This is a genomic window from Bradyrhizobium sp. Pa8, from assembly GCF_052588265.1.
Genome location: NZ_CP176767.1, coordinates 933,607 through 945,638, shown reverse-complemented (window position 1 = coordinate 945,638; position 12,032 = coordinate 933,607). Strand labels below are relative to the sequence as shown.

Here is a 12,032-nt window from a genome sequence, read left to right as displayed (position 1 = left end):
GCATTATCGGTTCTGATTGAATCAGAACCGAAGCTCTAGATTCTTGTTTTGACGCGTTTTCTTCACGCGAACCGGTATCCACTTCGCTCGAAAACGCTCAATCACAGCTTCCGGCGGCCCAAAAGCGAAAGGGCGGCCCTGGGGCCGCCCTTTCTGATCGGTCCAATTCGGCTCAGTGCGCGCCGTGGGCCATGGTCTCGGCGCCGTGTCCCCACACATAGATGCAGAGGAACAGGAACAGCCAGACCACGTCGACGAAGTGCCAGTACCAGGCGGCGAACTCGAAACCGAGGTGCTGTGTCGGCGTGAAGTGGCCGGCATAGGCGCGGAACAGGCAGACCAGCAGGAAGATGGTGCCGACCAGCACATGGAAACCATGGAAGCCGGTCGCCATGAAGAAGGTCGCGCCATAGACGTTGCCGCCGAACGAGAACGCCGCGTGGCTGTACTCATAGGCCTGCACGCAGGTGAAGAGCGCGCCGAGCACGACGGTGAGGATCAGGCCGTATTTCAGGCCCTGGCGATCGTTCTCGAGCAACGCATGGTGCGCCCAGGTCACGGTGGTGCCCGACGTCAGCAGGATCAGCGTGTTCAGGAGCGGCAGATGCCAGGGATCGAAGGTCTCGATGCCATGCGGCGGCCAGGTGCCGGGCACGGCGCAGGCACCAGCCGCGGTGCCGAGACCGCAGCCGAACACGGCGTCGCGCGTGGCGTGGACGGCATCGGCCGGGAACAGCGCTGCGTTGAAATAGGCCCAGAACCAGGCGACGAAGAACATCACCTCGGAGGCGATGAACAGGATCATGCCGTAGCGGTGATGCAGCTGCACGACGCGGGTGTGATCGCCCTTGTACTGGGCTTCCTTGATCACATCGGCCCACCAGCTAGCCATGGTATAAATCACGCCGACGGTGCCGGCACCGAAGATGATCGGCGCGGCCGAGAACATGTGGTGCATCCAGGTGATCGCACCGACCGCCATGACAAAGGCCGAGATAGAGCCGACGACGGGCCACGGGGAGGGATCCACCAGGTGGTAGTCGTGATGCTTGGTGTGCGCCGTTGCCATTTGCGGTCTCTCTCCTCAATCCCGTGCCTGTCCGGCACTTATCCCCTTGTGTCCAACCCCCGCGACGTGAGCCCGGCGGTCAGAGATTTCCCTTGCGTTTGTCGTCTTCGCCCGACGCCAGCGGCTTCACCACGGGATCGCGCACCGGATAGAACGTGTAGGACAACGTGATCGTGTTCAGCCCGTCGTTCTCGTGATCGTCGGCGATCGACGGATCGACGTAGAACACGACCGGCATCTCGCGCTTCTCGCCGGGCGCCATGGTCTGTTCGGTGAAGCAGAAGCAGTTGATCTTCTGGAAGTAGGAGCCGACCGTCAGCGGGGCGACGTTGTAGGCCGCCTGGCCTGCGGTGGTGCGCGCGGCCTGGTTGGTCACGGTGTAGAAGACGGTCACGACCTGGCCGATATTGACCTCGATCTCGCTCTGCTCCGGCTCGAACTTCCAGGGCAGGCCGGGCGCGACGTTGGAATCGAAGCGCACCGCGATCTTGCGCGCGATCGGGCCGGTGGCGGGCGCGGAGGTCGCGACCTGGGTCGTGCCGTTGAAGCCGGTGGCGCGGCAGAACCAGTTGTAGAACGGCACCGCCGCGTAGGAGGCACCGACCATCAGCGCCACCACGCCGCCGCAGATCGAGGCGACCAGCACGTCGCGGCCAAGACCCTTGGCAAGACCCTTGGAAGGCCCACGCCCCTGCTTGGCTGTCCGGCTCTGATCCCGCGATATGGTGGGCTCTCGATCCATGTTTCCTACATCGGCCGGACGAGGACTGCCGGTCCCTTGACGATGGTGACGGCGAAGAACAGCACCACGAGCACGCCGAGCGCCAAAGCAATGGCAATGGAGCGCTGACGACGGCTCTTCTTCTGCGCCTCCGTGAGGACGATTCCGTTCATCTCAGGTTTGTCGGCCATTCCCGCGATCATGCGCCCCCTACCATCGGAGCAAGCGCCCGAAACACGACCTCGGCCAGCAGGGTCGCAAACAGCGCGAACAGATAAAGGATGGAGAAGGCAAACAGCTTGCGGGTCGCGCGCAGCGACTGGCTGCGCTCGCGGCGCATATAGACGTTGATCGCGAGCACCAGCATGCCGGCGCCGAGGATCAGCGAGACGATGCCGTAGATGGCGTCGAAATAGCCGAGCGCCCACGGGGCGGCGGCGACCGCGATCAGCACGATGGTGTAGAGCAGGATCTGAAGCCGCGTCGCGTCGGGACCGGCGACGTTGGGCAGCATCGGAATGCCGGCACGCGCGTAGTCGTCGGAGCGGAACAGCGCCAGCGCCCAGAAGTGCGGCGGCGTCCAGAAGAAGATGATGGCGAACAGCAGCAGCGGCTCGACGTCGACGGTGCCCGTCACCGCGGCCCACGCCACCACCGGCGGCAGCGCACCGGCGGCGCCGCCGATCACGATGTTCTGTGCGGTCCTGCGCTTCAGGATCATCGTGTAGATCACGACGTAGAAGAAGATGGTGAAGGCGAGCAGCGCGCCCGCGATCCAGTTGACGAGGATGCCGAGCGTCATCACCGAGAAGAAGGCGAGCGTCATGCCGAACGCCATCGCCTCGGGACGGGTGATGCGGCCGCGCGGAATCGGCCGGTTTGCCGTGCGCGACATCTTGGCGTCGATATCGCCCTCGAGCGCCATGTTGAGCGCTCCGGAAGCGCCGGCACCGACCGCGATGCAGAGCAGCGAGGTGATGGCCAGCACCGGGTGGAAATGCCCGGGCGCCATCGCCAGTCCGACCAGCGCGGTGAAGATCACCAGCGACATCACCCGCGGCTTGAGCAGCGCAATGTAGTCGCCCACCTCCGCTTCGGAGATGCGGGGATCGATGTCGATGGCGTTATGGTCGAGGACGGACACTAGTTTTGACTCACTTCGGTAAAGAGCCGCGGCGCCCGTCACGGGCGCCGCGAACGTTGGCTTACTGCACGCGGGGCAGCACTTCGAACTGATGGAAGGGCGGCGGCGAAGGCAGCGTCCATTCCAGCGTGGTCGCGCCCGCACCCCACGGATTGTCGCCAGCCGGCACCTTCTTCGCGAAGGCGTCGATCACGCAGTAAAGGAAGATCAGCACGCCGAAGCCGGAGATGTAGGAGCCGACCGACGAGACCAGATTCCAACCCGCGAACGCGTCGGGATAGTCGACGTAGCGGCGCGGCATGCCGGACAGGCCGAGGAAGTGCTGCGGGAAGAACACCAAGTTGACGCCGATGAAGGTGACCCAGAAATGCGCCTTCGCGAGCGTCTCGCTGTACATGTAGCCCGACATCTTCGGGAACCAGTAGTACCAGCCGGCAAAGATCCCGAACACCGCGCCGAGCGACAGCACGTAGTGGAAGTGCGCGACGACGTAGTAGGTCTCTTGCAGCACGCGGTCGACGCCGGCGTTCGCCAGCACGACGCCGGTGACGCCGCCGACGGTGAACAGGAAGATGAATCCCACCGCCCAGATCATCGGGGCACGGAACTCGATCGAGCCGCCCCACATCGTGGCGATCCACGAGAAGATCTTCACGCCGGTCGGAACCGCGATGACCATCGTCGCCGCGACGAAATAGGCCTGCGTCGCCGAGGACATGCCGACCGTGTACATGTGGTGCGCCCAGACCACGAAGCCGATGCCGCCGATCGCAACCATTGCGTAGGCCATGCCGAGATAGCCGAACACGGGCTTGCGCGAGAAGGTCGAGACGATCTGGCTGACCATGCCGAAGGCGGGCAGGATCAGGATGTAGACTTCGGGGTGGCCGAAGAACCAGAACAGATGCTGGAACAGCACGGGATCGCCGCCGCCGTCGGGCGCGAAGAACGTCGTACCGAAATTGCGGTCGGTGAGCAGCATGGTGATCGCACCGGCGAGCACCGGCAGCGACAACAGCAGCAGGAACACCGTTACCAGGATCGACCACACGAACAGCGGCATCTTGTGCAGGGTCATGCCCGGCGCGCGCATGTTGAAGATCGTGGTGATGAAGTTGATGGCGCCGAGGATCGACGAGGCGCCCGCCAGATGCAGCGACAGGATCGCGAAGTCGACGGCCGGGCCCGGATGGCCCGAGCTCGACAGCGGCACATACATGGTCCAGCCGGCGCCGACGCCGTTGGCACCCGGCTCGCCCTCGACGAAGGTCGACATCAGCAGCAGCGCGAAGGAGGCCGGCAGCAGCCAGAACGAGATGTTGTTCATGCGCGGGAACGCCATGTCGGGCGCGCCGATCATCAGCGGCACGAACCAGTTGCCGAAGCCGCCGATCATCGCGGGCATGACCATGAAGAAGATCATGATCAGGCCGTGAGAGGTCACGAACACATTATAGGTGTGCGTTTCGTGGAAGATCTGCACGCCCGGATACATCAGCTCGGCACGGATCGCGATCGACATCGCGGCGCCGATGACGCCGGCGATGACCGCGAAGATCAGGTACATCGTGCCGATGTCCTTGTGGTTGGTCGAATAGACATAGCGCCGCCATCCGGTCGGATGGGCGTGCTCGTCATGTCCGTGGTCTTGCGCGTGATCGCCGTGTGCCGCTGCGCTCGTTGCCATTTTCAAATCCTGCCTTGCGTCCCGTTCGGACCCTTTGGAGGTCCCGCCCTTTATGTCGCTTTCAGTCCCTCGAGCCTTGACCCGGCGCTTACTGCGTCGGGCCGGCCGCGGAGGCGAAAGTGCTGGTGCCGCCGCTCGCAAATTTCTTCTTCGCCGTTTCAACCCAGGAGGCGAAGTCCTTGTCCTCCACGACGCGAATCGCGATCGGCATGAAGGCGTGGTCCTTGCCGCAGAGCTCCGAGCACTGGCCGTAGAACATGCCGGTCTTGGTGGCCTTGAACCAGGTCTCGTTCAGCCGCCCCGGAATGGCGTCGATCTTGACGCCGAAAGCCGGCAGCGCAAAGGCGTGGATGACGTCCGCGCCGGTGACCTGGACACGAACCACCTTGTTGACCGGCACCACCATCTCGTTGTCGACGCCGAGCAGGCGGGGCTGCTTGTCCTGGGCCATCAGCGAGTCGAACTCGAACTTGCCGTTATCAGGATAGGCATAGGACCAGTACCACTGCTTGCCGGTGGCCTTGATGGTCAAATCCGCCTTCGGCACGTCGAGCTCGAGGAACAGCAGGCGGAACGACGGCACCGAGATACCGACCAAAATCAGCACAGGAACGAGCGTCCAAGCCACCTCGATCAGCGTGTTGTGCGTGGTCCGCGACGGCACCGGATTGGCCTTCGCGTTGAACTTCATGACCACGATCACCAGCAACGCCAGAACGAACAGCGTGATCAGCGTGATCAGCACGAACAGGAAGTTGTGGAACCAGACGATGTTGTCCATCACCGGGGAGGCGGATTGCTGAAGCGTCCACTCCCACGGCGCCGGTTGCCCGAGCTCAGCGGCGAATGTCGCACCGCCCGTCGCCAGCGTCAGACCCGCCACGGCCAATCCCAGCAAGTGCCGGCCCACCTGGCCCATCGACATCCTCATGCCGTTCGCGCTCCCCTTACGAAATCACCCCAAGTGCGTTCCCCTATTTTTGGGAAACGCTTATTCGATCCGCCCGTCTGACAAACCGCCGCGCAAGAATACCTCTAAGAGGAATTGGGGCCAGATCGCGAGAACGCCGAAATCAAGCCTCTCAAACCATAATTCTTGATCTATCGCAATGCAGTCTTGATACCCGTCTGTCAGCCATCACCCGCAAGATATTTCCTAGTAACATCAGAGAAAAATGCCGTTTCCCGGGATGCCGCGGCTTGACAGCGGAATTGCCCGCGGTACGCACTGGCAGACAGCCGCGCAGGAACCTGATTCGTGCGGGCGACGGCGGTGTGGGCGGCGCGGAATTTGCTTGCGAATCGCCTTCAAGACGCCGTCATTCCCGTATCAGTCCGCCAGGCACAAGCGACCCAGGCGAGCAGAGGGACCGACCCGATGGGGTTTTCGAGAGGCATGGCAAGGCGGGCTAAAGGGCAGGCGAGCGGCCTCACGATGCTGGCCGCCCTCTTGGCCGCGGTCGTCGTCCTGGCGCTGCCGGGCCTCGCCCATGCGCAGGGCGCGGTGCGCTCCGTCCACGGCGACTGGCAGATCCGCTGCGACACCCCGCCGGGCGCCCAGACCGAGCAATGCGCCCTGATCCAGAGCGTGGTGGCCGAAGACCGCTCCAATGCCGGCCTCACCGTGATCGTGCTCAAGACCGCCGACCAGAAGAGTCGGCTGATGCGGGTGGTCGCCCCGCTCGGCGTGCTGCTGCCCTCCGGCCTCGGGCTGAAGCTCGACAACCAGGACGTCGGCCGCGCCGGCTTCGTCCGCTGCCTGCCCAATGGCTGCGTCGCCGAGGTCGTCATGGACGACAAGCTGCTCGGCCAGCTCCGCACCGCCAAGACGGCGACCTTCATCATCTTCGAGACCCCGGAAGAAGGCATCGGCTTCCCGCTCAGCCTGAACGGGCTCGGCGAGGGCTATGACAAGCTGCCGTAGGGCGGCAGGCGCGTCCGCGCCCGGCGAATCCTATCGTTTCGTAATGTGGCACCTGGCACCCTCGCGGAACCGCCGGGAAACCATTATCTTGCCCTACATCTTCCGATAATGGACGGACGCATGACCAATCCAGCCACAACCTCCCTGCTCGACCGCGCCAATCTCGACCGCGACCAGGTTCGCAACGAGGTCGCACGCGGGCTTGCCGGTGCCGACGACGGCGAATTGTTCCTGGAGTACAGCCAGACCGAAGCGCTGATGTTCGACAACGGGCGGCTGAAGCAGGCGACCTATGACACCTCGCAGGGCTTTGGCCTGCGCGCCGTCAAGGACGACGCGGTCGGCTATGCCCATTCCTCCGACGTGTCGCTGCCGGCGCTGATTCGCGCCGCCGACGCGGTCGCTGCCGTGCGCGGCGGCTATTCGGGCAGCTTTGCGGCCCCGCCGGCGCATACCAACGTGCGGCTTTATAGTGACGACAATCCGCTGGATGCGCCGGGCTTCGAGACCAAGGTGAAGCTGCTCGCCGAGATAGACGCCTATCTGCGCGACAAGGATCCGCGGGTGCGGCAGGTCAGCGTCAGCCTGGGGGCGACCTGGCAGGTCGTCGAGATCCTGCGGCCCGACGGCGAGAGCTATCGCGACATCCGCCCGCTGGTGCGCGTCAACGTCTCCGTCGTCGCCGGTCAGGGCGACCGCCAGGAGAGCGGCAGCAAGGGTTATGGCGGCCGCGCCGGCTATGCCGAATTCATCGAGACGAAGTCCTGGCGCGACGCCGCCGACGGCGCGCTGCGCGAAGCCCTGGTCAATCTGGAATCGATCCCCGCCCCCGCCGGCGAGATGGACGTCGTGCTTGGTGCCGGCTGGCCCGGCGTGATGTTGCATGAAGCGGTCGGCCATGGCCTCGAAGGCGACTTCAACCGCAAGAAGACGTCTGCGTTCGCCGGCCTGATGGGCCAGCAGGTCGCAGCCAGGGGCGTCACCGTGGTCGACGACGGCACCATTGCCTCGCGCCGCGGCTCGCTGTCGATCGACGACGAGGGCACGCCGACCAACCGCACCGTACTGATCGAGGACGGCATTTTGGTCGGCTACATGCAGGACCGCCAGAACGCGCGCCTGATGAACATGAAGCCGACCGGCAACGGCCGCCGCCAGGGCTACGCCCACGTGCCGATGCCGCGCATGACCAACACCTACATGCTCGCCGGCGACCGCGATCCGGCCGAGATCCTCGCCTCCGTGAAGAACGGCGTGTTCGCCGCGAATTTCGGCGGCGGCCAGGTCGACATCACCTCGGGCAAATACGTGTTCCAGTGCACCGAGGCCTACAAGATCGAGAACGGCAAGATTGGCGCGCCGCTGAAGGGTGCCATGCTGATCGGCAACGGGCCGACCGATTTGCACCGCATCCGCATGATCGGCAACGATCTCGCGCTGGACACTGGCATCGGCACCTGCGGCAAGAACGGTCAGGGCGTGCCCGTCGGCGTCGGCCAGCCGTCGCTTCTGATGGAACGTATTACTGTAGGTGGAACGGGCGCATGAGCGTTGAGAAGGTAACTGTCCCCGCCAAGCGGAAGAGCAGCGGCTGGGCTGGTCAGCTGATGCAGCTCGCCGGCATCGTCGCCGCCGTGTTCATCGCCAAGGGCGCCCTCGCCGAGCCGTTCTACGTGCCGTCGGGTTCGATGGAGCCGACGCTCCTGATCGGCGATGCGCTGCTCGCCTCGAAATTCCCCTATGGCTACGGCACCTCGTCGCTGCCGATCCAGATCAACCTGCCCGAAAGCGGCCGCGTCTTCGCGGAGACGCCGAAGCAGGGCGACGTCGTCGTGTTCCGCTGGCCCGGCGATCGCTCGCAGGCGTGGGTCAAGCGCGTCGTGGGTCTGCCCGGCGACCGCATCCAGATGCGGCAGGGCCAGCTCTTCATCAACGACCGTCCCGCCGAGCTGAAGCCGGATGGTGTCGGCGCCGCCGAAGACGACAATGGCGGCAGCGAGCCCGCCTACCGCTATGTCGAGACCCTGCCGAACGGCGTGTCGCATCTGATCTTCAAGATGCGCGACAACGGTCCGCTCGACAACACGCCTGAAGTGACGGTGCCGCCCGGCCACCTCTTCGTGCTCGGCGATAACAGAGACAATTCCGCCGACAGCCGCGTGCCCCTGCGCTCCGGCGGCGTCGGCCTGCTGCCGATCGACAATCTGGTCGGGCGCGCGGATGCCGTGCTCGGCTCCTGGGATCTCGGCATGCGCGGCCAGCCGGTGTGGACCTGGCTCTCCGGCTTCCGGCTCGCGCGGTTCTTCACCGCCGTGCACTGAGCTGATCTCGTGACCTTCGACGACGTCAGAAAATTTGCGCTGACGTGGCCGGAGGTCGAGGACGGCACCTCTTACGGCACGCCCGCGCTGAAAGTACGCAAGAAGATGCTGGCGCGCCTGAGAGAGGACGGCGACAGTCTCGTCGTGCCCGACGTCCCCGTCGACGAGCGCGCGATGCTGGTCGAGAGCCAGCCAAAGATCTTCTACTTCACCGATCACTATGCCGACTATCCGATCGTGCTGATCCGCCTCTCCAAGACCAGGCGCGCGATCGTGGAGCCGTTCCTGCGGCGGCGCTGGCGTGGCCTCGCCTCGAAGACGGCACGCGCCGCGTTCGATACCGGCGCGTAAACGGTGGCGTAGGGTGGATTAGCCCTGCAGATGCGCGAAGCGCATCTGCTCGGCGTAATCCACCTCTTATGTTTCCGCGGCAGCACAAGAGGTGGGTTACGCCTTCGGCTAACCCACCCTACGCATCTCGCGCAATCACGCCGCCTTCGCCTGTACGTTGTCGCAGAACTCAGCGAGCCGATCCGCCAGCCGCAACGTTGCGGGGCCGGCACCGGGCGAGGCCATCAGCGCCACTTCGGTGCGATTGATCGGCTCAAAACCGTCCTTCGCCGTCAGCACGCGGTGGTCGGACTGGATCGACATCTCCGACAAAATGCTTAAGCCCATGCCGGCTGCGACCGCAGCCTGGATGCCCGCGAGACTCGATGACGAGTAAGACATGTGCCAGGCTCGGCCCGCGCTTTCCAGCGCGTGGATGGCGCCGGCGCGATAGAGACAGCCGAGCGGAAATCCGATCAGCGGCACCGACGAGGCGTTGACGTCGACCGGATGGCTCTTGCTGGTGACCCAGTGCACCCGCTCCGGCCACACCGCGATGGCGCCTTTCGCGCCGGCCTCGCGCTTGAACAGCGCCAGGTCGAGCTCGCCGCGTTCGAGGTCGCGGGACAGGTTCTTGCTCTGGTCGGCGCGCACATCCATTCGCAGACCCGGATGTGAGCGCGAGAAGGCGCCGAGCAGTTTTGCCAGCCGGTACGCCGCAAAATCCTCGGGGATGCCGAGCCGGATCGCGCCTTCGCTGTCGGGCTCGCGCAGCACGTCGCGCGCCTCCTCGGCGAGCGTGAGCAGCCGCCGGGCATAGGACAGCAGCCGTTCGCCGGCCTCAGTGGGGCGCACGTCCTTGCCATCGCGGTGCAAGAGCACCTGGCCGACGTCCTCCTCCAGTCGCTTGATCTGCTGGCTGACGGTCGATTGCGTGCGGTGGACGCGCTCGCCGGCGCGGGTGAAGCCGCCGGCCTCGATCACCGAGACGAAGCTGCGCAGGAGCTCCAGGTCGAGCATGGCCGCCTCCATTCGAAAATCCACTGATCGAAAGTTAATCATTTAATTTCCAAATGGCAAGCCGTCTCCCTAGATCGAGGGCTCAGGAGAATGCCCACATGTCCCTCGCCCCTTCGATGTCCGTTCCCCGCAGCCGGTTCAATACGCTGCCGCTCGCCATCGGGCTGTTTTGCCTGCTCTGGAGCTATGCCTTCGTCGCCGGCAAGATCGGCGTCACCCATTGCCCGCCGCTGATCCTGCTCGCCGCGCGCTTCTCGCTCGCCGGCATTTTGATCCTCGGCGCGACGCTGATCCGCGGCGATGGCTGGTCATTGTCCTGGCGCGATGCCGCGATCTTCGCCGCGCTCGGCATCGCCAACAACGCGCTCTATCTCGGGCTCGGCTACACCGGCCTGCAATCGGTCTCCGCCGGCCTCGGCGGCCTGATCGTGTCGGCCAATCCGGTATTCACGGCGGCGCTCGCCGCGTTGCTGCTTGGCGAAGGCATGACCTGGCGCAAGGCGGGCGGTCTCCTGCTCGGCATCATCGGCGTGACCCTGATCGTCTGGCATCGCCTGTCGGTCGGCACCGACTCCCTGCACGGCATCGTCTTCACCCTGGCCTCGCTCGCCTCCATCGTCGCCGGTACGATTCTGTTCAAGCTGCTCGCGCCGAAGGGAAGCCTGTGGATCGGCAACGGCGTACAGAACCTCGCCGGCGGCATCGTGCTGACGCCGGTCGCGTTCACCTTCGCCGACGCTCACGCGATTGATTTCACCCCGGGCCTGGTCGGCGCCTTCGCCTTCCTCGTGCTCGGCGGCTCGATCCTCGCCTACTGGCTCTGGTTTCATCTCCTGAAAGTGTGTGGCGCAACGGCTGCGAGCGCCTATCATTTCCTGATGCCGCCGCTCGGCATGCTGTTCGCCTACATCGTGCTCGGCGAGCATGTCGAGGCCCGCGACCTGCTCGGGATCATTCCGGTCGCGCTCGGCATTTACCTGGTGACGCGCCCCGCAAAGCCCGTCGCGTAAGAGGAGCTTTCTCATGCCCATTTCCATCACCCTGATCGGCGGCCCCACTGCGCTGATCGAGATCGACGGCTTCCGCCTGCTCACCGATCCGACCTTCGATGCGCCGGGCGCCTATCAGCTGCCGCATGTGACGCTGGAGAAGACAATCGGCCCCGCATTGAAGGCCGACGCGATCGGCCCGATCGATGCCGTCCTGCTCAGCCACGACCAGCACTCCGACAATCTCGACAATTCCGGCCGCGCGTTTCTCAAACACGCGAAGCGCGTGCTGACGACCGAGGCCGGCGCAAAACGGCTCGGCGGCCATGTCGAGGGCCTCGCGCCCTGGGCGACCTCGCATCTGAAGGACCGTGACGGCAACACGCTGACGATCACCGCGACGCCGGCGCGCCACGGCCCGGCCGGCATCGAGCCGCTGTCGGGCGACGTCATCGGCTTCGTGGTGTCCTCGAGCCGGACGGATACGAGCGACGTCTACATCAGCGGCGACACCACCTGGTTCGACGGCGTCGCCGAGGTTGCGCGCCGCTTCAAATGCGGCGTGGTGCTGCCGTTCGCGGGCGCCGCGCAAACGCGCGGGCCGTTCCACCTCACCATGGACACCAACGACACCATCGAGACAGCGCGCGCCTTTCCCGATGCGATGATCGTGCCGGTGCATACCGAGGGCTGGGCGCATTTCCGCCAGAACAGCGAGGATCTGCGCAAGACCTTTGATGTGCTCGGCTTCGGGACCCGGTTGCGATTGCTGGTGCCGGGCGTGCCGACGGTGGTTGAGGCGCCGTGAGCCTCAGCTGTCATGCCCC

13 protein-coding genes are annotated in these 12,032 nt (G+C 65.0%); 6 read left to right on the top strand and 7 right to left on the bottom strand.

Annotated features, from left to right (window positions below):
* Positions 1-172 precede the first annotated feature (172 nt).
* From ACKWRH_RS04415 to coxB, 6 genes are all read right to left on the bottom strand, one after another.
* Positions 173-1,069, bottom strand: coding sequence for a cytochrome c oxidase subunit 3 (locus tag ACKWRH_RS04415; protein WP_208067435.1), 897 nt, complete (start codon positions 1,067-1,069; stop codon positions 173-175).
* A gap of 79 nt (positions 1,070-1,148) precedes the next feature.
* On the bottom strand, positions 1,149-1,811 hold the full coding sequence (locus tag ACKWRH_RS04410; RefSeq protein ID WP_445219474.1) for a cytochrome c oxidase assembly protein: 663 nt from the start codon (positions 1,809-1,811) through the stop codon (positions 1,149-1,151).
* Between the two features lie 5 nt (positions 1,812-1,816).
* Positions 1,817-1,993 (bottom strand): hypothetical protein, encoded by a 177-nt coding sequence (locus ACKWRH_RS04405; protein ID WP_014498510.1) that lies wholly within the window; start codon positions 1,991-1,993, stop codon positions 1,817-1,819.
* Positions 1,990-2,934, bottom strand: coding sequence for a heme o synthase (locus ACKWRH_RS04400; protein ID WP_028151627.1), 945 nt, complete (start codon positions 2,932-2,934; stop codon positions 1,990-1,992). Before ACKWRH_RS04400 ends, ACKWRH_RS04405 begins: the two co-directional genes overlap by 4 nt.
* A gap of 61 nt (positions 2,935-2,995) precedes the next feature.
* The gene (gene ctaD, locus ACKWRH_RS04395) at positions 2,996-4,621 is read right to left on the bottom strand and encodes a cytochrome c oxidase subunit I (protein WP_445219473.1); all 1,626 of its coding nucleotides are present in this window, start codon (positions 4,619-4,621) and stop codon (positions 2,996-2,998) included.
* Between the two features lie 88 nt (positions 4,622-4,709).
* A complete protein-coding gene (gene coxB / locus ACKWRH_RS04390) occupies positions 4,710-5,552 on the bottom strand; it encodes a cytochrome c oxidase subunit II (RefSeq protein ID WP_445219472.1) in 843 nt (280 codons plus the stop codon).
* 447 nt (positions 5,553-5,999) lie between these two features.
* Between coxB and ACKWRH_RS04385 the strand changes: the two genes are divergently transcribed.
* The 4 genes from ACKWRH_RS04385 (at position 6,000) to ACKWRH_RS04370 (ending at position 9,217) form a co-directional block, all read left to right on the top strand.
* A complete protein-coding gene (locus ACKWRH_RS04385) occupies positions 6,000-6,545 on the top strand; it encodes an invasion associated locus B family protein (RefSeq protein WP_445219471.1) in 546 nt (181 codons plus the stop codon).
* Positions 6,546-6,665: 120 nt separating this feature from the next.
* Positions 6,666-8,093, top strand: coding sequence for a metalloprotease TldD (gene tldD / locus ACKWRH_RS04380; RefSeq protein WP_212453083.1), 1,428 nt, complete (start codon positions 6,666-6,668; stop codon positions 8,091-8,093).
* Entirely contained in the window at positions 8,090-8,866 is a 777-nt protein-coding gene (lepB, locus tag ACKWRH_RS04375) for a signal peptidase I (protein ID WP_028151632.1), read from the top strand. Before tldD ends, lepB begins: the two co-directional genes overlap by 4 nt.
* 9 nt (positions 8,867-8,875) lie before the next feature.
* On the top strand, positions 8,876-9,217 hold the full coding sequence (locus ACKWRH_RS04370; protein WP_445219470.1) for an MmcQ/YjbR family DNA-binding protein: 342 nt from the start codon (positions 8,876-8,878) through the stop codon (positions 9,215-9,217).
* Positions 9,218-9,352: 135 nt separating this feature from the next.
* Here ACKWRH_RS04370 and ACKWRH_RS04365 read toward each other — a convergent pair whose 3' ends face one another.
* Complete coding sequence (locus ACKWRH_RS04365; protein WP_445219469.1) at positions 9,353-10,216, bottom strand: LysR family transcriptional regulator; 864 nt, start codon at positions 10,214-10,216, stop codon at positions 9,353-9,355.
* A gap of 98 nt (positions 10,217-10,314) precedes the next feature.
* Between ACKWRH_RS04365 and ACKWRH_RS04360 the strand changes: the two genes are divergently transcribed.
* Complete coding sequence (locus ACKWRH_RS04360; protein WP_445219468.1) at positions 10,315-11,226, top strand: DMT family transporter; 912 nt, start codon at positions 10,315-10,317, stop codon at positions 11,224-11,226.
* A gap of 13 nt (positions 11,227-11,239) precedes the next feature.
* Positions 11,240-12,013: an MBL fold metallo-hydrolase gene (locus ACKWRH_RS04355; RefSeq protein WP_445219467.1), complete on the top strand. Its 774-nt coding sequence runs from the start codon at positions 11,240-11,242 to the stop codon at positions 12,011-12,013.
* Positions 12,014-12,032 lie beyond the last annotated feature (19 nt).